Here is a 21,290-nt window from a genome sequence, read left to right on the forward strand (position 1 = left end):
TCTTCAACGTCCAAGTCAGAGCCTCTGCGCGCCCTGGGTGCGTCCGCCTGTGCTGTGCTTACTTGGCCACTGGGGAGGAACGTGAACTCCCGTATGAGCAATCGTCTGGGTTCGGCTTCGGCTTCGGCTTCGGCTTCGGCTTCGGCTTCGGCTTCGGCTGCAGGTGAAGGTCACTGGTGTTTGGCGGTTCTGGCACAGAGCAGCCGTAGCTTCGGTCAAGGTCCAGCAGTTCGTTCTGGGCCGTGCGCCCGGCATAACAAGTTGGTCAACCGGACCTGCTGCGGCAAGGCACACCGGGCCGCCATTTCATTCTTGGCCCGGTGCGCCTTGCCGCAGCAGTCCGGTTACCGCCATCGTTAGACCTTACGGGACGCCCCCAATCATCTGGCCACTCCACAGTTGCTCCGCGCGGAAAACATGCCTGACTTCAACCTCGACACAACAGAAAAAGTCATCTCTGTAATTGCTGGACTTCTTGCAATTTTTGGTGCATTCAGGTTTCTCAAGAGGCGCTCAGCGAATGCCTCACCCCCGGCGAGTCGGCAACCGGCAAGCGCGACACAAACGGTGAGTGTAAATGTTGGGAATTCAGCGATCGCCTCTGCAAGCATCGGTGCCGGTGAACACTCTCAAGCGGACATAGCCGAACTGAAGCGCACCATCAACTTGCTCTTCATCGACGATGACCGCGCATTCAAGATCGTGAGCGTCCTGAGGAAAATGGGATGGGAGCACACAAAGCTTGTGACAGACGTCAACTCACTTGAGCAGCCTGCCTTGTTGGAGGCACACGTCGTGTTTGTCGACATACAGGGAGTGGGCAAGGCCATGCAATATGCGGACGAGGGTCTTGGGCTTGCGCAAGCCATAAAGCGCAGGCACCCGACAAAGCGCGTTGTGATTTACTCTGCCGAAGAAAACGGGGCGCGTTTTCACGAAGCGCTCCGTGAGGCGGATTACTGTCTTCCCAAAACCGCTGAGCCGATCCGTTTTGAAGACACCATAGTCAAGGTCCTAAGGAAGTGACGAACCTCGCGCAGTATGTGCTTTGGGCCGCCGATCGAACGGAACCGCTTCTTAATCAGTTGCCCCAAGCGACAGTTGATGTTCTGGTCTCTTCGCTGCAGGAAGGTAACTCTTCAGTCACGACACTTGACGGCACGAAAGTGCGAGTTATGCGGAGGAAATCGGGGGCGTACACGGCATTGGTCGTCTCAAGTGATCCGGACCGCGTAAGTAGCAAGCGATTGATGGAAACGGATCTCAATGCAATCTTGGCAGCTGCCAGTACGGTGGATATAACTCTTAAGAACGCTGAGGCTCGTACTAGACGACTACTCCACAACCTAAAAAGTCTCACAGCCAAGACATCTCAGGAAATTTTTGATATCGCTCGGCAAGACAGGCTGTTGGGCTCACCACGAGAGGCAGTTCCGTACGTCGCGTCCGAAATCAGTAACAACATTGAAGGTACGGCCCGTGCCTTATTGGAAATACTGAAGCATCAAGCAGCCCAGAAGGCAGAGTACACTGCGTTTGATAGGCTCTCTGGAAGGCTTGACCCAAGGAACATCGAGCGACACAGCATTCACAGAGTGCTTATGAATGTCTTCTATTTATTCTTTGGTGAATTTGTCAGCAAGAAGGTGCGTGCCGAGGTCGACAAGACGTTGCTTCAAGCGGTCTTTGACTACGATTCAATACACGTGTGCATCTACTACCTCGTGGAGAACGCGGCCAAGTACGTCCGTCCCAATAGCGAGTTAAAGGTCACCTCGCATGAAGATGGCGCAGGCCTAGTGGATATCCGATTCTCAATGGAAAGTTTGGTAATTCAACCAAGCGAAGTCGAGCGCATTTTCGACGAAGGCTATTCGGGCATGAAAGCCGTGCAAGGGAAACTTAGCGGCGCTGGGATTGGGCTGTACCTTGCCCGAGCGATGGCAAAACTGAATAAGGGAAGACTGACAGTGATTCCAGGAAAGCCCTCGATCGGCTCGGAGTATGCGCGGAATTCTTTCATCCTCACGCTGCCAGCGGCGTAGTTACCCCATTGCACAGTCAATGTTCCTGACCAAGGGATTGCTGTCAACCTGACTTTGGCACAAGGGTACGCAGGTGCGGTCTAACAGGTTGTTCAACACGGACGCCGTGCGGCGGGCCGTCGCTTCGCTCCCGGCCCTATCGCACGGCGCCGGCTAACTCGGCGTTGGCCCCCAGCGGCAGCCCAAACGCTTCGCCATCCCTTGCGTTCTCCAGACTGAGCACGTCGATCTCGTACCAGCTCACTCGTAGTAGGTTTTGGGGACCTCAAGCCGGCGGAAATGGAGGCCGTGGCTCAATCCCTGTTCGAGCCTCCACCCCCGTCAAGACCAGTCCGCATCGTCGAGGTCCACATGCCAACGCAAGAGAAAGTCACTGGCCCAGCCTCCTACTTCCCTTCCATCGAAAAGAAGTACGGCCATCCCATCGAGCATTGGATGCAGGTGCTGAAGAAGGCCGGGCCGCTCAAGCACATGGAGCTGGTGAGTCATCTCAAGTCCGAACACCAGATGGGCCATGGTCACGCCAACGCGCTGGTCGCGTGGTACCTCGCCAAGAGGTAGCCACCACCCTTTGGGTCGCTGCCGCCCGACTCGATGTCCAGGTTCGATCAAGGCTGGCGGTGACGGTTCACCTGGCGCCAGCGCAATTGGCGAGACTGGGGCCCATGACCGCTGCGTCCCATGGTTTGCGACCCTTCTTCCCGCCCTTGACTGACGAGTCGCAGGCGGAGTCCGACGGCGAACCCATCCCCTACCTGGGCGATCTCGTCATCCTGGTGCGCGATCTCTCGCCGACGGAGGCGCATCTGCTCTGTGGGTGCCTGCAGTCGGCGGGCATCCAGGCCGATGCGGGCGATGCCCACATCGTGCAGGCGCACGGCCTGCTGGCCATCGCGGTGGGTGGCGCCAAGGTGCGGGTGCCGAGTGCACAGCTGGATGAGGCCAGGCACGTGCTCGCCGCGTTCCGGCGCGGTGACTTCGAGCTGGGTGATGATTTCGATGTGGGTGCGGGCGGCGCGTAAGCGCAGCTCGCGACCATCTGGCCGTTGATCCTGCATGTCCCTCGTCATCGCCGCCTGCCTGCTGCTCGTGATCGGCACCACCGTCCTGCACTATGAGGTGCTTCGGGTCCTGAACGCGAGGCTGCCCTTGCTCGCCATCCCCAACCGGGCGAAGCTGCTGGTGGTGATCTTCGCCGCCTTCTCGGCCCACGCCGCGGAGATCACCATCTACGGCATCACGCTCCACGGCCTGATCGCCTGGTTCGGCATCGGCGGCCTGGCCGGCTCGGCGGGCTCCACCCTCGCGAGCTGCCTGTACTTTTCCGCCGAGACCTACACCTCGCTGGGCTTCGGCGACGTCTCGCCCGTGGGCCCGGTGCGGCTGCTGGCCGGGGTGGAGGCGCTGAACGGCCTGCTGCTCATCGGCTGGTCGGCCTCGTTCACCTACATCTCCATGGAGCGCTTCTGGCGCGGCAATGACACATAGCCGGGCGCGACGGTACGATGGCGGCTGATCACGCCACCCGGAGACAAGCCCATGTTCAGCCATGTGATGGTCGGTACCAACGACATCGACCGCGCCAAGCGCTTCTACGACGCCGTGCTGGGCGTCCTGGGCGCGGGCGAACCCCTGCGCAACCAGAACGCCACCGGCCAGACGCGCCTGTTCTACCGCCATGACGGCGGCACCTTCTGCGTGAGCGAGCCCATCAACGGCGAGCCGGCCACCTTCGCCAATGGTGCCACCATCGGCTTCAAGTGCCAGTCGCCGGAGCAGGTGAAGCAGTTCCATGATGTCGCCGTGGCCCATGGCGGCGTGTCCATCGAAGATCCGCCCGGCCCCCGTGTGGGCAAGGCCGGCACGCTGCACCTGGGCTACGTGCGCGACCCGGACGGCAACAAGCTCTGCGCACTGCATCGGCCGGGGTAGCGCCACCGCGCGCGCCGATGGCGCGCCAGACTTCGCCTGCGCCTCACGCCTGCGCCAGCGCCTGCATCGCGCGGGCCAGGTCCGGCTGCCGGTACCGGTAGCCGGCCGCCAGCGCCGCCGCCGGCACCGCGTGCTGGCCGCAGCGCAGCAGCTCCGACATCTCGCCCAGGCCCAGCCGCAGCACCCAGTCGGGCACCTGCAGGTGCACCCGCCGGCCCAGCGTGCCGGCCATGGTGCGCGCAAAGGCCTGCTGCGTCGGCGCTTCCGGCGCCACGGCATTGACCGCGCCGCGCAAGTCGCTGCGCTGCAGCGCGAAGCGGATCAGGCCGACGGCGTCATCGATGTGGATCCACGGCACCGGCTGGCGCCCCGTCCCCAGCACGCTGCCCAGGCCCCAGCGGGCCGCCGCGGCGAAGGCGGGGTAGGCGCCGCCACCAGGGCCGAGCACCAGGCCCAGCCGCAGGCGCACCACGCGCAGCCCCAGGGCCTCGGCGCGGCGCGCCTCGTGCTCGATGGCCGCGCACAGGTCCGACTGGAAGCGGCCCGGTTGCGGCGGCGCCTGCTCGTCCAGCGGCCCGGCATCGGCTGGCACGCCATAGAAGCCGACCGCCGACGCGCTCACCAGCACCTGGGGGCGTTCGTGCAAGCGGCACATCAGCGCCAGCAGTTCATGCATCAAGTCGGCCCGGCTTTGCAGCAGGGTGCGCCGGCGCTGCTGCGTCCACGGCGCGCCCAGCACCTGCGCGCCGGCCAGGTGCACCACCGCGCGGATGCGCGTCTCGGCCGGGATGTCGTCGAACTGGTCCACCACCCACTGGCCCGGGAACAGGCGGCGCGCCTGCAGCAGGTCCCGGCTGTACACGATCACGCGCTGGCCTTCGGCGGCCAGTTGCGCCACCAGGGCAGAGCCGACGAAACCGGTGGCCCCGGTCACCAGCACGGCCGGGCCGCTGGGCGGCACCACGGGCAGCGCGGGCTGCGGCCGGCGCGAGAACCGGCGCACCGCCAGCGCGTTGCGCACGGCCCAGGCCAGCACCGCCAGGCCCGCGAGCGTGAAGAACACCGACCACGCACCGTGGCTCACCGGTACCAGCATGGCGGGTTGCAGCGCCCAGCCGCCGAACTGCAGGCCCAGCACGCCCAGCAGCACGCCGTAGTTCACGGCCAGCAGGGTGTGCAGCACGGCTTCGAGCGGTGGCAGCCGCCGCGTGCGGTCTTCTTCCACGAAGTCCGCGCAGGTGATGGCGACCTCGGTCACCATCAGCAGCGCGGGCACCAGCGCCCAGGCGCCCAGCCACTGGAACCAGGCCAGGCCCAGCAGCAGCAGCCCGTAGATGCCTTCGCGCGCGGCGTGCAGCACCAGCTCGTAGCGGGCGGACGCCCGCTGCGGCAGCCGCGCCGCGATCTCGTGATGCCAGAAGTTGTCCAGCGCGCCCATCACGATCTGGGCGCACAGGATGAGAAAGACGAGGGTCATGACGAAGCCTCCGTTGCATCGGCGAACACGCCGGTCTGGTGAAAGGTCCGGCCCCACAGGGGGTGGACCATGGAAAGGGTGAAGCGGAAGTACCCGTCGCCCAGATCGCGATGCGACACGCGGCAGGTGCCGGGCGTCAGCAGCGCGGGTACCGGCACGCGCCAGCGGCCGATGACCAGGAAGTAGCGCAGGCTGGTGAAGACGAGCGCGCCCGCCTCCTCGTCCACGCGCAGGGCCATGGCCAGGCCGCCATCCGTGCGCTCGACCAGGCCGCCGTGCGGGCCGCGCTCCTTGGTGGAGCGCACGACGCGCTCGCCGTGCCCCCCGGTCAACGCGAGATGCCGCTCCCACACCACGCCGCCTGCGCCATCGCCATGCACCCGCACGGTGGCGGCCACCTCGGCACAGCGCAGCGCAGTGAGCGGTCCGCCCAGCACGCGGCTGAACGCCGCGAACAGGGCGCCGATGCGCGAGCAGTCCATCGCCAGCGTGCCGCGGTAGGTGGTGTCGCCATGTGCAGCCGCGAACCGCCGCTGCACGGCGGGTGGCAGCCGCCGCCAGGCCTGCGGGCCGACCAGCGCTGCGATATCCAGCGGCGCCGCCGCATCGGGCATCGGGATGAGGTTCAGGGCTTCCATGCCCAGGCTGGCGCAGGTCGCGTGCCACGCGCCAAGTGCTTGATTCGCAACGAAAAGCCCTCAGCGCCTGTGTACGCCGTTGACAGCGCCAACGCCCTGGCTGTCAACGTCGTTTACAGTGCCTGCCCATGGCGTTGCACATCGTCATGGGCCTCGCGCTGGTGGAGACACTGGTGCTGGCCGCCGTGCTGCTGGCCTGGGCCGAGCGCGTGCGCGGCGCGCGGCTGCTCACGCTGTTCCTGCTGGGCGTGGCGATCTGGGTCACAGGCAACGAGCTGCCCAACGTGTTCGGGCTCTCGTCGGCCCCGGTGGCGCTGGCACTGGTCTCCACCATCCCGCTCACTGCCGCGGCCTTCCTGCATTTCTGCCTGGTGTTCTGCCGCGTGCCGGTCGCCAGCCCGTGGCCGCTGCGCGCCGCCTACGGGCTGGCCGCGGCCAGCACGCTGCTGGCGTGGGTGGTGCCGCCCGCGCGGTTCGTGCACTTCCCGCCCTTCACCGGCGTGGACTATGTGGCCTTGCCCGGTTGGAGCGGCTGGGTCAACGCACTGGCCTGGGCCGCACTGGCCGCCGCAGGGGTGGGCGTGCTGGTGTGGCAGGGATGGCGGGTGCGCGAGCCGATGCAGCGCCGGCAGATCGCCGCGCTCACCGTCTCGTGCGGCTGGGGCATGGTCTGCATGTCGGGCTACGGCTTCGCGGCGCTGCAGATTCCGGTGTATCCGTGGCAGGTGCTGGCGTTGCCGGCGTACCCGGTGATCCTGGTCTACGGCATCCTGCGCTACCAGGTGTTCGTGGCCAATGCCTGGGCCCGACGCGCGCTGGTGTGGGCACTGCTGGTGGGCGCGGGCTTGCTGGCGGTGCCGCTCACGCTGGCCCTGCCGCTGGAATCACGCTGGCTCACCGGCGCGCTGGTGGCGGTGCTGTGCCTGGCGCTCAGCGGGCCGGTGCGCGGCTTTGCCGAACGCATCGTCTACCCGGGCGGCACGGCGTCGGCTGCCGACCTGCAGGCGTGGCGCGCCGCGCTCGCCGGTGCGGAGAGTGAGCAGGCCCTGGCGGCGCGCGCGGCCTCGCTGATCTCCGACCGTGTGGGGCTGCGGGTGGACGCGCGGGTGCAGATGGAGGACTTGCCGCCGGCCGGCCAGGGCGCGGCGCTGGCCGATGCGCCCGCGCTCCTGTGCTTCCGAACGGCGGATGGCTGGCAGGTGCGCCTGCAAGGCTGGGACGCCGCGCCGCCCGGTCCGCGTCACCTGGCGGAGCTATTTGCCGGCGTGCTGGCCGAGGCGGCGCAGCAGCTCGAACATGCCCGCGCGGCCGAGTCGCGTGAGCGTGAGCGTCAGCTGCAGGCCCGCCTGGCCGAACTGGGCGCCCTGGCCGCCAGCGTGGCACATGACCTGCGCAATCCGCTCAACATCATCGCCATGGCGGTGGCCACGGCACCTGCGGATACCCGGCGTGAGGTCGCCGACCAGGTGCAGCGTATCTCGCGCCTGGCCGAGGACCTGCTGGACTACGCCAAGCCGTGGCAGTTGCGGCGGGCCGATCTGGACCTGGCGGCGCAGGTGCGCCAGGCGGTGCGCCGCGCGCCCGGGGTCGAGCTGGGTGCCGGCTTCGAAGCGCCGCTGCCGCTGCGCGCAGACCCCGCCCGGCTGGACCAGGCCCTGGGCAACCTGTTCGCCAATGCCCGCGCGGCAGCCGGCACGCGGCGCGTGTGCGTGGAAGCCGAACGCGATGCGCTGGGCGTGCAGCTGCATGTGTGCGATGACGGCCCCGGCGTGCCCGAGGATCTGCGCGAGCGCCTGTTCGAGCCCTTCGCCTCGCGCAGCCCCGGCGGCACCGGGCTCGGCCTGGCCATCGTGGCGCGCATCATGGCCGCGCACGGCGGCGACGCGCGCCTGACCCAGCGCCCGCCCTGGTCCACCTGCTTCACCCTGCGCTTTCCGAGCCTGCCATGACCCAGCCCCTTTCCAGTGCCGGCGGCCACGTGCTGCTGGTCGATGACGAGCCCGCCTACCAGCGCCTGGGCAGCGGCTTTCTGGCCGCGCTGGGGCATCGTGTCTCGGTGGCGGGCGACGCGGACCAGGCGCTCGACGTCTTCGCGCAGGACCGCCCGCACGTGGTGCTGCTGGATCTGGCCATGCCCCCGCGCATGGAGCCCGAGGCGGGTCTCGCACTCATCCCGCGCTTCGCGCCCGCGGTGGTCGTGGTGCTCACTGGCCATGGCGATCGCGAGCTGGCGTTGCGCGCGGCCGAGCTGGGCGCGTGGGACTTCCTCACCAAGCCGATCGATCCGGATCTGCTGCGCATCGTGGTGGCCCGCGCCCTGCACAAGTCGCGCCTCGACGCCGAGCTGCGCACGCTGCGCGCGGACGCCGGCGCGCAGGACGACCTGGGCCTGGTCGGTCTATCCCCGCCCATGCAGGCCCTGCGCCAGATGGTGCGGCGCGTGGCGCCCACGCAGGTGAGCGTGGTGGTGCTCGGCCCCACGGGCACTGGCAAGGAGCTGGTGGCCCGCGCCCTGCATGCCTGCAGCCCGCGCCGCGACGGCCCCTTCGGCATCATCCACTGCGGCGCCCTCACGGCGGAGCTGCTGGAGAGCGAGCTGTTCGGCCACCTGAAGGGCAGCTTCACCGGCGCCTACCGGGACCAGCCGGGCCTGGTGGAGACGGCGCATGGCGGCACCCTGTTCCTGGACGAGGTGGGCGAGATGCCGGCGCCGATGCAGGTGAAGCTGCTGCGCTTCCTGCAGGAGGGCAGCTTCGTGCCGGTGGGCGGCCGCACGCTGCGTCATGCGGATGTGCGCGTGGTCTGCGCCACCCACCGCGACCTGGAGGCCATGGTGCGCGAAGGCAGCTTCCGCGAGGACCTGTTCTACCGCCTGCGCGGCATGGTGCTGCGCACGCCCGCGCTGGCCGAGCGCGCCGGGGACGTGCCGCTGCTGGCCGCGCGCTTCCTGCGCCGCGTGGCGCCCGCGGCGCGCTTCAGCACCGACGCCACGGCGTGGCTGCAGGCGCAGGAGTGGCCCGGCAACGTGCGCCAGCTGCGCGCGGTGGTCGAGGCGTCCGGTGCGCTGCTGGGCGCTGGCGAGGCGCAGGTGGATGCGGCGCTGCTGCGTCTGGCCAGTGGTTCAGAGCCCGCGCCTGCCGCCGTCACCGACAGCGCGCTGCCAGGCGGCACGGGCTTGCTCGACGCCGCCATCGCGGAGCTGGAGACGCGGCTCATCGGCGAGGCCATGCGCGCGGCCGGCGGCAACCAGTCCGAGGCCGCGCGCCGGCTCGGCATCTCGCGCGTGGGGCTGATCAAGAAGCTGGCGCGGCTGGGGCTGCGCCAGCACGGCTGAGCAGAAGCGGCTGGCCTGCGTCCCTCATTCGAGGTTGACCGGCACATGCGCCGTCCCTAAAGTGCCGCCAGATGCATTGGTCCCCACGCAGTTCGTGGTGATGCATCGCTGGAGGGACTTCGATGATCGCCCTGAATCGAATCGGCGGCTGGCTGGCCGCGGCCGCTCTCTTGCTGCTGCAGGCCGCCTGTGGCGGTGGCGCAGCGGACCCGCGCGCGGGTCTCGCCTCGGCCCTGAAGGCCGGCACTCCCGTGCCGCAGACGGGGATCTGGTGGAATCCATCCGCCTCCGGCAGCGGCTACGCCATCGAGCAGCAGGGCAGCGTCGTCACGCTGGGCGCCTACATGTACGAGCCCGATGGCCACGCAGTCTGGTACGTGGGGCCGCTCAGCCAGCAGGGCGACGGCAGCTATCAGGGCACCGTCACGCGCTACGCCGGGGGGCAATCCCTCACGGGCACCTACCGGGCGCCGGGGTCTGCCGTTCACCAGGCGACGGTCACCTTCACGCTGTCGTCTGCCACGCAAGGGACCCTGAGTTTCGTCACCTCGGGGGGTGCCAGTGCCGTGGGCATCCAGCGCCTGGCCATCAACGGTGGTTCTGTCGCTGCGTCTTCGGCATCGTTCGAGAGCGGTCTCTGGTGGAACGAGGAGGAGAGCGGTCGCGGCTTCTTCATCGACGTGCAGGGCAACACGGCGGCGCTGGCCAGCTACATGTACACCGACAGCGGGCGACCGGTGTGGTACCTGACCGTGGGCGCGGTCGGCAATGCGGCAGGGGCGATCAGCAGCGGCGCCTTCAGCGGGGCGCTCGAGGCCTACCAGGGTGGGCAGCCAATGGGCGCTGGCTATCGGGCACCGCAGTCCGCCGGACAGCAGGGCACGGTGGCCTTCCGCGCGCAGACCGGCACCACCGGTCTGCTGACGCTCCCCAGCGGCCGCGTCATGCGCGTGCAGCGTCTCAGGTTCGCAAGCAGCGAGACGCCGCCCGTCCTGCACAAGTCGTCGTATGCGAACTTCAAGGAGATCGGGCTGGTGCCGCAGCAACTGCCTGTCCACGAGAACACGCGGGCATACGGAAACTTCATGGGGCTCGGGCGCCTCGACCTGTTTCGTGCCCGCTTGACCTATGACCTCGCGAAGCCGCTCGCCCAGGCCACGCCGGCCGTTCTCGAATTCTTCGCCCGGCAGCCGGACGGGCGCTACACACTCGTGACAGGCAGCATGGTTCAGTACGAGTCGCCTGCATGCGTCAACCCGCGCAAGTCGCTGGTGGCTGACTTCAACGGCGACGGGCGTCCCGACATCTTCATGCCCTGCACCGGCTATGACGCACCGCCATTTCCTGGCGAACGCAACACCGTCCTGCTCAGCCAGTCGGATGGCAGCTACCGAGCGCGGGATGCATCGCAGGATGTCGGGTTCTTCCATGGTGCGGCCGCCGCTGACCTGAACGGGGATGGCCACATCGACGTCGTCCTCGTCGACAACAAGGACCCGGACCGCGCACTGGTGCTGCTGAATGACGGAAGCGGTCGCTTCACCCGGGAAGCCGTCGGCAGGCTGCCGGTCAGCCTTCGCGGCGGCAACTACTTCACCGTGGAGCTGGTTGACGTCAACCAGGACGGGTCGCCCGACCTGCTTTTCGGCGGGCACGACTGGGAGAGCGCGCCGACACGCATCTTCCTCAATCCGGGCAACAGCAACTTCTCGCAAGCCACGATGTGGGAGGTGCCCGCCGTCGCCAACGAGGGTGTGGTCCTGGACTTCACCGTCACCGGCAGCGGGGCTACCCGCACGCTCTGGGTCCTGCGCACATCGGGTGGGGGTGGCTCGTTCTATAGCGGCACCGTCGTGCAGAAGGTGGCCATCCCGTCCATGACATCCAGCGTGGTGCTGAAGAAGCAGGGCAGCTGGACCCCCTGGCTCATCCCCGCCACCGTGGGCGGCGTGCCCGTCATCACCAGCGACAACGCCGCCGAGTCGATCTCGATCCCCCAGTAGGCGCTGACGGGCCGCGCCTATCGCCCCTCGCGCACCGCCCGCCCCGCTGCCGACAGGTGCGGCGCCACCTGCTCCCAGGTCAGCTTCACCTCGTCGCCGCAGGCGCGCATCGCATGGAAGAAGCTGGTCTGGAAGGTCAGGCCGTCGGGGCCGGGCGTCGGCGCATCCACGCTCATCTGGTCCATGACCTCGCGGCAGTCGTCGTCCTTCGCGTTGCGCGGATGGTGGCGCGTGAGGAGTCGAAAGAGCGGGGAGCGTGCGGGCTGCCCGTCCGGGCCGGTGCGCGCCTCCAGTGCCTTCTCGCCGCCGCGCAGCCAGGTCCAGGTGTCCACCACCCGCCCCTGCGGGACCGACCAGGTGATCGACTGGATGGACCAGAAGCCGTGCGCGCCGCCGCAGTACGTCTCGGGCAGGGTGTCGCGCATGACCAGGAAGCGATCCGTCCACCACACCGGCTCCAGCGTGGCGCCCAGGGGCGAGGGCGGGCCGCCGCGCATCAGGTCGCAGTCGAAGGCGCGTGCGGCCTGGTCGCGCACCCAGTCCAGGGTGAAGCGGTTCAGCCGCGCCGCATGCGGTGTGTCGGGCGGTACCTCGAAGGCCGTGGCCTGCTCGCTCTCGATCATGCGGTAGGGCCGGTCACCCAACCGCGCGGGTGAGGCCTTCACGCGCACCGCGGCACGCAGGGGTTCGTAGAAGGCGGGGCCGCAGCCGGTGCCGGGCATGCGCGGGTCGTGGCCGGCGTCGCCGGGCAGCCGCGTCAGCGTGATGGGCAGGCTGCGTGTGCCGGCGGGGTCGCTCCAGGTGCCGGCGGCTTCCGTGCCGGAGCGCGGCGCCAGTTGCCAGCGACCGGTGATGCGGGTGCTGCGGTCGACCTGCTTCTCCTGCTCCAGCAGCTCCAGCCGGCCGGCCTGCCACGCCTGGCGCATCGCATCGGGCGTGCCGGCCGCCTCGTTGGGCGCGGCCAGCGTGATGCCGCGCCGGTGGCGCAGGTAGTAGGTCTGCGCATCGCCGGTGTCGGTGATGCACAGCATCACCTCGGCGGGGCCGATGCGGCCTTTCCAGGTGCCGGCGAGTTCTGCTGGGGGCGCCGGCGATGCCGCGTCGGCCGCCGGGTGGATCCCGGTCATCAGCGCCGCAAGCAGTGCCAGGCGCATGAACGGTCGAGGCGGGCGGTGGCGAGTGACACGCATGAAGGATCCGATGGGGCGCAGCAAGACCGCCATTCTGCGGCGGCGGAGGGCCGCCGCTTGACGCCGCCAGACCACAAGCCTATCGTGGGTCCCGCTGCGTTCGACCGCGCACCGCGGGGCCGCGCAGGCCTGGAAGGTGAGGCTCGCCATGAGCATCCTGAGGGTTGTGAGGCGCTGGATCGCGCTGGTCCTGATGGGCGCCGTGCTGGCCGGCTGCGGCGGTGGAGCGGCCGACCCATCGGCTTCGCTCGGCACGCTGCTCAAGGCCGCCACGCCGGAGCCGCAGACCGGCATCTGGTGGAACCCGTCGGAATCCGGCCGCGGCTTCGCGGTGGAGCGGCAGGGCGCCATCGTCACGCTGGGCGCCTACATGTACGAGCCTGACGGCCGACCGGTCTGGTACGTGGGCCCGCTCAACCGCCAGGCGAGCGGCAGCTACACCGGCACGGTCAGTCGCTATTCGGGCGGGCAGACGCTTACCGGCAGCTATCGCCCACCCACCGGGTCGACGGCCATCGCCACCGTGACGTTCACTCTCAGCACGGCCACCAGCGGCACGCTGCAGTTCGTCACCACAGCCGGCGTGACGACCATCCCGGTGCAGCGCTTCGGCCTGAACAACGGTGCCGTGGCGGCGTCTTCCGCCGGCTTTGAAAGCGGCCTGTGGTGGAACGACGCCGAAAGCGGCCGCGGCTTCTTCATCGACGTGCAGGGCAGCGCCGCCGCCATGGCCAGCTACATGTACGACAGCAACGGTGCGCCGATCTGGTACCTGACCCTGGGCACCGTGAGTGGCGACCGGTTCAGCGGGCAGATGCAGGGCTACGAGGGCGGACAGCCGCTCGGCAGCGGCCACCAGACGCCGCAGCTCTCCACGCCCGCGGGCACCGTCACCGTGCTGGGGCTCACGGGCACGACCGTCACGCTCACGCTGCCCGGCAGCGCGCCGGTGAGCCTCAAGCGGCTGGTGTTCACCAGTGCGTCCAGCACCGGCAAGCTGGAGGGCGTGTACGAAGGCACGGTGGTCAATGGCACCGAAACGGCCCGCGTGACGATCCTCGCGCTGGACAACGACGACCTGTGGGTCGCCTACGGCGCCGGCAGCGGCGCGCTGACCACGCTGGAGGGCTTCGTGCTCGTCTCGGGCGCCTCGGGCAATGGCACGTACATCAGCAGCCGGTTCTCGGACATGGGCTCGCAGGATGGGGTGAAGTCGGGCACGGTGTCGGGCACCTATGAGCCTGGCGTCAGTCTCGCTGCGGAGTTCCGGGTCACCGGCGAAGGCGGGGTGGGCTTCGTCAGCACCACCGTCGTGCCGACCACGCGCTACACCTACAGCCAGCCGGCGACCCTGGCCGCGATCAGCGGATCATGGCCGTACCAGGCGCCCGGCGGCCAGACGGGGACGTTCACCGTCAGCGCCGCGGGGGATCTGGGCGGTGTCTATGACCACTGCGTGCTCGCCGGCAAGGTCACCCCGCGGGCCGGTGGCAAGAATGTTTTCGACGTCACGGTGGCGATCACCGCCAGTACGACGGCGCAGCCCTGCAACTTCACGGGCACCGGTGTCGCCTACCCGATGACCAGTGCCAGCGGTGCGGCCCAGCTCTGGCTGGGGTTCATGAACAGCGCACGGGACGACGGCGGGTTCATGCTGGGGCAACGCTAGGCGGTTGCGCGCCCACCCGCACCAGCCGCGTCGCCCGCAGGTCTTCACGATGCGTCACCGCCAGGCTGGAGTCGGCCAGCGCCAGCCGGCCGCGTCGCACGAGCGCGAAGTCGCGCTTCCACGTGGCGTCCAGGGCCTGGCGCATCGGCGAGGCCACGTGCGTCTCGGGTGAGGTGGTGAGCGAGCCCGCGCGCATGCGGCGCAGGTAGAGGAAGTCGTCCACGTTTCCGATGCGCAGGAAGAAGTGCGCGCGCAGGATGAACTCGGTGTCGCTGCCGAAGCGGCGATGGGTCGAGAGGCCGCCGGCCGCGCGCAGGGCCGGCGTGCGCACCGCGGCCGAGGGGAACAGCAGCGGGTGGCAGGGCATCTTGTCCAGGGCCCGCGTCACGTCCAGCGGGAAGCGCAGCGCCACCACCTGGCGCTTGATCTCGTCCACCCGCAGTTCATGCGAGCCGACAAGGTCCAGGTCGCGCTGCACCAGCGCGGCCAGCAGCCGATGCCGGCGGTCCACGCAGGGGCTGTCGTCGGCATCCTGGAACAGGATGGCCGGGTGGCGGCACTGGGAGGCCAGGATCTCTCGGGCCACGTAGGGCCCCACGCCAGACGGCTCGCAGGCGAGTACGCGGGCGCCGGGATGCTGCGCGGCCAGCGCGCGATGCGTTTCGACGACCGGCTCGTCCAGCGCAACGCTCACCAGGTCCCCCGCGCCCGCTGCGCGGGCCACACCGGCCAGGCACGTGCGCAGGTGCGGCAGCCAGCCGCGGTGGGGGATGATCCATTCGGCGGTGAGCGCGGGGTCGCCTTCGGCATCGGCCAGGGCATCCAGCGATGGGGGCGGCATCTGCAGGCAGGCGGCCGCGGGCGCGTGCGGGTTGTTGAGCGCTGCCTCGGTCACCCGATACAGGTCTGCCTGCACCAAGGCCCAGCCGCCGTGCGCGGCCAGCGCGCGCAGCGTGCCCAGGCGGCAGGCGAAGCTGTCGACCGCGCCGTCTTCGCGCACGCACACCTCGGGCGGTGGCCGATGGGGCACCAGGATCAGCAGATCGGCCGTGTGCGCACGCCGCGCGATGGCGGCCAGCGTGTCGGCGAAGGCCTGCAGCGCGTCCGGCGGGATGCGCGCCACGAAGGCGGCGTCGGGCAAGCCCGGTTCCTCCTGCGCCAGGTCGATCTCGGTCGCCTGCCAGGCCTGCGCCTGCGGCGTGAGCAGCAGCCAGCAGGGCGCGTCGGCCGCGGCGGTGGAGGCGTTCATGGCTGTGGAGTATCCACGCTGGGCGGATGGCGCAACAGGGCGCCGGTTCGCCGTTCACGCTCAAGGCTGAGCAAGGGCGGCAGACCCTGATGCATTTGGGGGCATTCATTTCCCGGCGATCGATGATCGCACCGGCGGGCGCTTTCGCATGGATGAGCGCGGCGTCACGACGGTCCTACACCGGATGTGTTGGACAGGCGCGGGCCGGAGGCCTAACTTGCGGCGCAGGAATGCCCAAGGGCCGGGGCGTCGAGTCGGCCTGCACTGGAGGGAATCACCATGCGCAAGTGGATGGCTTGCGGCCGCTGGCTGGCCGCGTGGATGCTGTGCGGCCTTCTGGCTGCCTGCGGGGGTGGGGAGGGTGAAGGCGGGCTCGCGGGGCTGCAGAAGGCCTCGCTCGCGGAGCCGCAGACGGGCATCTGGTGGAACCCCTCGGCCTCGGGCAGCGGCTACGCGGTCGAGCGCCAGGGCAGCATCGTCACGCTCGGCGCCTACCTGTACGAGGCCGATGGCCGCGCCACCTGGTACGTGGGGCCGCTCGCGCGGCAGTCGAACGGCGACTACCAGGGGCAGCTCACGCGGTACGCGGGCGGGCAATCGTTGAGCGGCACCTACCGCGCGCCCAGTTCATCCGCGGCGGTGGCCACGGTGACCTTCTCGCTCACCACGGCCACCAGCGGCTCGCTCGCGTTCGTCACCGCGACAGGCTCGCACACGGTGCCGGTGCAGCGCTTCGCGCTCACCGGCGGCAGCATCGCCGCCTCCGCGGCCAGCTTCGAAAGCGGCCTGTGGTGGAACGACGCCGAAAGCGGACGCGGCTTCTTCATCGACGTGCAGGGCACCTCCGCGGCGCTGGCCAGCTACATGTACGACGGCAGCGGCAACCCCTTGTGGTACCTCACGGTCGGCACCGTCAGCGGCAGCACCTTCAGCGGCACGCTGGAGGCCTACCAGGGCGGCCAGGCACTGGGCGCGACCTACCGCGCACCGGCGTCCGCGGGCCAGCAGGGCACGGTGTCCTTCCGCGCCATCACGGCCACCACGGGGGAGCTCACGCTGCCCGGCGGGCGCGTGGTGCCGGTCAAGCGGCTGGTGTTTGCCAGTAGTGATTCGGGTGGCGGCAGCACCGCTGCACTGGAAGGGGTGTATGAAAGCACCGTCGGGTCCGGCCCGGCGATGGTGCTCGCGCTGGACAACGGCGACGTCTGGACGGCGTGGGGCAAGGGCAGCGCCAGTGCCGGCAGCGGTGGCACGATCACGGAGCTCGAAGCCTTCACCCTGGCGTCGGGATCGTCCGCGAACGGCACCTACTCGAGCAGCAGCGTGGTGGACATCGTTGCCGATGAGGATGCCAGCGGCGGAACCCTCACCGCCACCTACGTTGCGGGGGTCAGCTTCAGCGGCACCTACAAACTGGGCCAGAGCGCGGCCTCAACCCTCTCGGCGCAGGCCCTGCCGACGACGCGCTACAACTACCAGGCCGCCGCCAGCCTGAGCGCGGTGGTTGGCAACTGGTCCTACAAGGCCAGCGAGGGCTCCACCGGCGCGGCGAGCATCGACGCCAGCGGCGGGCTGACGGGCAACTTCGGCGGCTGCGCGCTCTCTGGCACCGTGACACCGCGGCCGGGCGGCAAGAACGTGTTCAATGCGAGCGTCTCCCTCACGGGGTCGGGCTGCAGCTTCACCGGGAGTGGCGTGGCCTTCGTGACCCAGAGTCCGACCGGCACCAGCCAGCTCTGGATGGGCTTCATGAACACGGCGCGAACCGACGGCACCATGCTGCTCGGGACACGCTGATCCGGCTCGCCTGCGCGGGCGGTTGCTGCAAGTCAAATGCCCCCGCGCGCACCGTGCTAACTTGATCGCACCCCGCCCGCCCGATGCGGCGGGTCGACGGGCGCGAGGAGGTTGGGACGATGCAGTGGAACTGGAAGGGCCTGCGCGCGCGGGCGCTGGCGTGCGTGGCAGCGGTCGTGCTGGCGGCCTGCGGTGGCGCGGATGAGGCGGTGCCGGCCAGCGGCCTGCTGAAAGCCGGTGCGGTCGAGCCGCAGATCGGCATCTGGTGGAACCCGGGCGAATCGGGCCGGGGCTTCGCCATCGAAAGGCAGGGCGGCGTGCTCACGGTGGGCGCCTACCTGTACGAGGCCGATGGCCGGCCTCTCTGGCTGGTGGGCCCGCTCGCACGCCAGGGCGATGGCAGCTACCTCGGCACGCTGTCGCGCTACGGCGGCGGGCAGACGCTGGGCGGCAGCTATCGCGCGCCGACCACTACCGTCGCCGCGGCCACGGCCACCTTCGTCGTCTCCACACCGACCTCGGGCACGCTCACGCTGGCCACGGCGGCGGGCAGCCAGGCGCTGCCGGTGCAGCGCTTCGCCCTCGCCGGCGGCACGGTCGTGTCTTCGGCGGCCGGCTTCGAGAACGGCCTGTGGTGGAACGACGCCGAGAGCGGCCGTGGCTTCTTCGTCGACGTGCAGGGCGCGACGGCGGCGCTCGCCAGCTACATGTATGACGCCAGCGGCCAGCCCGTCTGGTATCTCACGGTCGGCGCCGTCAGCGGCCAGGGCTTCAGCGGCGAGTTGCAGACCTACCAGAACGGCCAGGCACTGGGCGCGGCCTATCGGGCGCCGCAGGCGACCGGCAGCGCCGGCACGGTGGCCTTCCGCGGGCTCACCGGCACCACGGCGGAACTCACCCTGCCGGACGGCCGCAGGGTGCCGCTGAAGCGGCTGGTCTTCGCCAGCGCGGATCCGCCCGCCGGTGCCAGCGGCCCGCTGGAGGGCGTGTACGAGGGCACCTCCACATCCGGCGGCAGCACGGCGCGGGTGCAGATCCTGGCGCTGGACAACGGTGATGTGTGGGTGGCCGATGGCACCGGTGAAGGCAGCCTGACGCAGGTGGAGGGCCTGACCTTCATCACCGGCGCCGGCAGCAACGGCAGCTACGTGAGCAGCAGCCTGATGACCGTGTACCAGAGCGAGGACGCACAGACCGGCAGCTTCACCGGCACCTATGTGGCCGGCACCAGCCTGAGCGGGCAGGCCACCGTGATCGGTGACTCGCAGTCGCACCCGATCACGGCCGCCGTGATGCCGGTGGCCCGCTACGACTACAGCCAGCCGGCCAGCCTGGCCACCATCACGGGCAGCTGGCCCTTCCGCGCCGCGATGGGCGCCACGGGCACGATGGTCATCGCGGCCGATGGCGCGGTGAGCGGCAGCTTCGCCACCTGCACGCTCAGCGGCACCGTCAGCCCGCGGCCCGGCGGGCGAAACGTGTTCCAGGTGATCGCGCAGGTCAGCGGCACGGCGGACCTGTGCGGCTTCAGCGTGATCGGCGTAGCCTACCGCACGCTCAGCCCCGCCGGGCAGCAGCAGCTGTGGGTGGGCCTGACGCTGCCGGACCGCTCCGACGGCACCTTCGTGCTGGGCGTGCGCTAGCGGGCCGCCTGCGGCGGCTAGCGCCGCCGCAGCCCCAGCCACATCACCGCGCCCACCACCAGCAGCGCGCCGGCCACCTGCACCGGCGCGATGGCCTGGCCCAGGATCAGCCACGCGAGCACGAGCGCGAACACCGGCTCCACGTTCATGATGGCGGAGTTGCCCACCACGCCCAGCCGGGGCAGCACGGTGAACATGATGGTGAAGGCGGTGCCGTAGAGGAAGGCGAGGGCGGCCAGCCCGCCCCAGCCGGCCGGCGCGGTGGGCAGGTGGAAGCCGCCCTGCACCGTGACGGCGATCAGCGCCACGGCGCCGGCGATCCCCATGGAGGCCATGGTGCGCACCCGCCCGTCCACGCCTTGCGTCTCGTGCTGCGTGAGCACCAGCGCCAGGCCGAAAGAGGCGGCGGCGGCCAGCGCGAAGGCCACGCCCGCGCCGATGCGGCCCCACTGCCCGGCCGCGCCCAGGCCCGAGGCGGCGCCCAGCACGTCGAGCGCCAGGGCCAGGCCGAGCAGGATGACCGGCATCGCGATCACCAGCGTGCGCTCGGGCCGCTGCCGGTAGATCACCCAGGCCAGCAGCGCGGTCCACAGGGGATAGGTGTTGAAGGCGAGCAGCGCCAGGGCCACCGGCAGCCGGGCCACGGCGGAATACAGGAACAGGCTCTGCACGCCGATCAGCAGGCCGATGCCGGGCAGGAAGCGGCGCTGGCGCGGCGTCAGGTCCAGCTTCGCGCCGGCCCGCAGCACCAGGGCCAGCACCACCAGGGCGGTGGCGATGCTGCGGAAGGCCACGGCCGTCGCCACGTCCACCCCGTGGTTGAAGGCGATGCGCGCGGCCACGTGGTTGGCGCCCATCATCAGCGCGATCAGCAGCAGGGTGAAGAAGGCCGCGGGGCCGATCGACCGGGTTGTCATGGCGGGATCGTAGTGGATGCGCCGGCAGGTCGGGAAAACCCGATGCACAGAAATCCATTTTGTGCATAAATTCCGTTTTGTGCAGCCCACCCTGTCCTCGCCCGCGGTTCCGTCCGCGCCTTCCGCCCCGTCCCTGGTGGAGCAGGCCTTCCTGCGGCTGCGGCGTGACGTGCTGACCGGCGCGCACGCGCCCGGCGCCAAGCTGAAGGTCGAGGAGCTGCAGGCGAGCTACGGTGTCTCCAGCAGTCCGCTGCGCGAGGCGCTCAACCGCTTGAGCCAGGAGGGCCTGGTGCGCGCCGACGACCGCCGGGGCTTCCGCGTGGCCGCCATCTCCCGCGCGGACCTGGCCGATGTCACCCACATGCGCCTGCTGGTCGAGGTGCAGGCGCTGCAGGCCGCCATCGCGCAGGGCGACGACGCCTGGGAGGCCGCCGTGGTGGCCGCCGCCCACCGGCTGGAGCGCGCCGAGGCGAATCTTGGCGAAGGGCCGCTGGTGCTGGACGACACCTGGAGCCAGCTGCACCGGGACTTTCATCTCTCGCTCTACGCCGCCTGCCCGTCGGAGCGCCAGCGCGCCCTGTGCGCCAGCCTGTTCGACCAGGCCGAGCGCTACCGCCGCTTCTCGGCGCGGCACCGCACCACGCTGCGCAGCAAGCTGCGCGAGCACCGCCGCCTGCTCGATGCCGTGCTGCGCCGCGATGCCGAGACGGCCTGCGCCCTGCTGGCCGAGCATGTGCGCGGCACGCAGCGCAACGTCGAGGCCGCCCTCACCCGCATGGAGGCCGCCGCCGAGGCGGGCCGCCCTTCCTGATCACCCTACCGCCTGCACCATGCTCACTGTCTCGCGCCCCACGCCCTCGCACTTCGGCATCTTCGCGAAGGATCCGCAGCGGCTGGTCGACTTCTACACGCGCGTGTTCGGCCTCACCGTCACGGACCGCGGCCGCGGCCGCACCTTCCCGGTGGACCTGATCTTCATGAGCGCCAGCCCCGACCAGCACCACCAGCTGGTCATCGCCGGCGGTCGCCCCGAAGAGGCCACGTTCTCCACGGTGATGCAGATCTCGTTCGTGGTGCCGTCGATCCAGTCCATGCGCGACATCCGCCGCCTGGCGCTGGAGCAGGGCGCCACCCAGATGCGCGGCCTGAATCACGGCAATGCGCTCTCGATCTACTTCTCCGACCCCGAAGGCAACACGGTCGAGGTCTACATCGACACGCCCTTCTACGTGGCGCAGCCACACGGCGACCCGCTCGATCTGGACAAGAGCGACGAGGAGCTGATGCGCGAGACCGAGGCCATCTGCCGCGCCGACCCCACCTTCATGCCGCTCGACGAGTGGCGCGCCCGCTTCCTGAAGGCGGCGCCCGCCGCCTGAACCCCGCTCCACCGCCG

Annotated in this window: 19 protein-coding genes; 14 read left to right on the plus strand and 5 right to left on the minus strand. The window is 69.8% G+C overall.

The window, feature by feature from the left end; all coding sequences use genetic code 11:
• Nucleotides 1-417 precede the first annotated feature (417 nt).
• The 6 genes from ACE3T5_RS01980 to ACE3T5_RS02005 all read left to right on the plus strand — a co-directional run bounded on the left by ACE3T5_RS01980 (nucleotide 418) and on the right by ACE3T5_RS02005 (nucleotide 3,977).
• Nucleotides 418-1,026, plus strand: coding sequence for a hypothetical protein (locus ACE3T5_RS01980; RefSeq protein WP_374663883.1), 609 nt, complete (start codon nucleotides 418-420; stop codon nucleotides 1,024-1,026).
• Nucleotides 1,023-2,045, plus strand: coding sequence for a sensor histidine kinase (locus ACE3T5_RS01985; RefSeq protein ID WP_374663885.1), 1,023 nt, complete (start codon nucleotides 1,023-1,025; stop codon nucleotides 2,043-2,045). The genes ACE3T5_RS01980 and ACE3T5_RS01985 overlap by 4 nt, the downstream gene beginning before the upstream one ends.
• 351 nt (nucleotides 2,046-2,396) lie before the next feature.
• Nucleotides 2,397-2,606, plus strand: a complete 210-nt coding sequence (locus ACE3T5_RS01990; RefSeq protein WP_374663887.1) for a DUF4287 domain-containing protein — start codon at nucleotides 2,397-2,399, stop codon at nucleotides 2,604-2,606.
• 104 nt (nucleotides 2,607-2,710) lie between these two features.
• A complete protein-coding gene (locus tag ACE3T5_RS01995; protein ID WP_374663889.1) occupies nucleotides 2,711-3,067 on the plus strand; it encodes a hypothetical protein in 357 nt (118 codons plus the stop codon).
• Nucleotides 3,068-3,101: 34 nt separating this feature from the next.
• Nucleotides 3,102-3,533, plus strand: a complete 432-nt coding sequence (locus ACE3T5_RS02000; protein ID WP_374663891.1) for an ion channel — start codon at nucleotides 3,102-3,104, stop codon at nucleotides 3,531-3,533.
• 51 nt (nucleotides 3,534-3,584) lie between these two features.
• Nucleotides 3,585-3,977, plus strand: a complete 393-nt coding sequence (locus ACE3T5_RS02005; RefSeq protein ID WP_374663893.1) for a VOC family protein — start codon at nucleotides 3,585-3,587, stop codon at nucleotides 3,975-3,977.
• Nucleotides 3,978-4,020: 43 nt separating this feature from the next.
• Here the strand turns inward: ACE3T5_RS02005 and ACE3T5_RS02010 are convergent, their stop codons facing one another.
• Nucleotides 4,021-5,454: a TIGR01777 family oxidoreductase gene (locus ACE3T5_RS02010; RefSeq protein WP_374663895.1), complete on the minus strand. Its 1,434-nt coding sequence runs from the start codon at nucleotides 5,452-5,454 to the stop codon at nucleotides 4,021-4,023.
• Nucleotides 5,451-6,092: a DUF4166 domain-containing protein gene (locus ACE3T5_RS02015; RefSeq protein ID WP_374663897.1), complete on the minus strand. Its 642-nt coding sequence runs from the start codon at nucleotides 6,090-6,092 to the stop codon at nucleotides 5,451-5,453. The genes ACE3T5_RS02010 and ACE3T5_RS02015 overlap by 4 nt, the downstream gene beginning before the upstream one ends.
• 128 nt (nucleotides 6,093-6,220) lie before the next feature.
• Here ACE3T5_RS02015 and ACE3T5_RS02020 point away from each other — a divergent pair, with 128 nt between their 5' ends.
• From ACE3T5_RS02020 to ACE3T5_RS02030, 3 genes are all read left to right on the plus strand, one after another.
• On the plus strand, nucleotides 6,221-8,041 hold the full coding sequence (locus tag ACE3T5_RS02020) for an ATP-binding protein (protein WP_374663899.1): 1,821 nt from the start codon (nucleotides 6,221-6,223) through the stop codon (nucleotides 8,039-8,041).
• Nucleotides 8,038-9,426 (plus strand): sigma-54-dependent transcriptional regulator, encoded by a 1,389-nt coding sequence (locus ACE3T5_RS02025; protein ID WP_374663901.1) that lies wholly within the window; start codon nucleotides 8,038-8,040, stop codon nucleotides 9,424-9,426. The genes ACE3T5_RS02020 and ACE3T5_RS02025 overlap by 4 nt, the downstream gene beginning before the upstream one ends.
• A gap of 122 nt (nucleotides 9,427-9,548) precedes the next feature.
• Entirely contained in the window at nucleotides 9,549-11,429 is a 1,881-nt protein-coding gene (locus ACE3T5_RS02030) for an FG-GAP-like repeat-containing protein (RefSeq protein WP_374663903.1), read from the plus strand.
• 17 nt (nucleotides 11,430-11,446) lie between these two features.
• Here ACE3T5_RS02030 and ACE3T5_RS02035 read toward each other — a convergent pair whose 3' ends face one another.
• Complete coding sequence (locus ACE3T5_RS02035; RefSeq protein WP_374663905.1) at nucleotides 11,447-12,583, minus strand: hypothetical protein; 1,137 nt, start codon at nucleotides 12,581-12,583, stop codon at nucleotides 11,447-11,449.
• 184 nt (nucleotides 12,584-12,767) lie between these two features.
• On the opposite strand from ACE3T5_RS02035, the gene ACE3T5_RS02040 reads away from it, so the two are divergent.
• On the plus strand, nucleotides 12,768-14,288 hold the full coding sequence (locus ACE3T5_RS02040) for a hypothetical protein (RefSeq protein WP_374663907.1): 1,521 nt from the start codon (nucleotides 12,768-12,770) through the stop codon (nucleotides 14,286-14,288).
• On the opposite strand, the gene ACE3T5_RS02045 is transcribed toward ACE3T5_RS02040, so the two are convergent.
• Complete coding sequence (locus ACE3T5_RS02045) at nucleotides 14,269-15,537, minus strand: hypothetical protein (protein ID WP_374663909.1); 1,269 nt, start codon at nucleotides 15,535-15,537, stop codon at nucleotides 14,269-14,271. The two genes, ACE3T5_RS02040 and ACE3T5_RS02045, sit on opposite strands and share 20 nt — an antisense overlap.
• A 279-nt stretch (nucleotides 15,538-15,816) precedes the next feature.
• Between ACE3T5_RS02045 and ACE3T5_RS02050 the strand changes: the two genes are divergently transcribed.
• Together ACE3T5_RS02050 and ACE3T5_RS02055 are read left to right on the plus strand one after the other, a co-directional pair.
• Entirely contained in the window at nucleotides 15,817-17,334 is a 1,518-nt protein-coding gene (locus ACE3T5_RS02050) for a hypothetical protein (protein WP_374663911.1), read from the plus strand.
• A gap of 119 nt (nucleotides 17,335-17,453) precedes the next feature.
• A complete protein-coding gene (locus ACE3T5_RS02055) occupies nucleotides 17,454-18,977 on the plus strand; it encodes a hypothetical protein (protein WP_374663913.1) in 1,524 nt (507 codons plus the stop codon).
• 17 nt (nucleotides 18,978-18,994) lie between these two features.
• Here ACE3T5_RS02055 and ACE3T5_RS02060 read toward each other — a convergent pair whose 3' ends face one another.
• The gene (locus ACE3T5_RS02060; RefSeq protein ID WP_374663915.1) at nucleotides 18,995-19,894 is read right to left on the minus strand and encodes a DMT family transporter; all 900 of its coding nucleotides are present in this window, start codon (nucleotides 19,892-19,894) and stop codon (nucleotides 18,995-18,997) included.
• A 79-nt stretch (nucleotides 19,895-19,973) separates the two neighbouring features.
• On the opposite strand from ACE3T5_RS02060, the gene ACE3T5_RS02065 reads away from it, so the two are divergent.
• Both ACE3T5_RS02065 and ACE3T5_RS02070 read left to right on the plus strand, forming a co-directional pair.
• The gene (locus ACE3T5_RS02065; RefSeq protein ID WP_374663917.1) at nucleotides 19,974-20,705 is read left to right on the plus strand and encodes a GntR family transcriptional regulator; all 732 of its coding nucleotides are present in this window, start codon (nucleotides 19,974-19,976) and stop codon (nucleotides 20,703-20,705) included.
• A 19-nt stretch (nucleotides 20,706-20,724) separates the two neighbouring features.
• Nucleotides 20,725-21,273 carry a VOC family protein gene (locus ACE3T5_RS02070; protein ID WP_374663919.1) on the plus strand — a complete coding sequence of 183 codons (549 nt, stop codon included), beginning with the start codon at nucleotides 20,725-20,727 and terminating at the stop codon, nucleotides 21,271-21,273.
• Nucleotides 21,274-21,290: the final 17 nt, after the last annotated feature.

This window comes from Ramlibacter sp. (assembly GCF_041916345.1).
Classification (GTDB): domain Bacteria; phylum Pseudomonadota; class Gammaproteobacteria; order Burkholderiales; family Burkholderiaceae_C; genus Ramlibacter.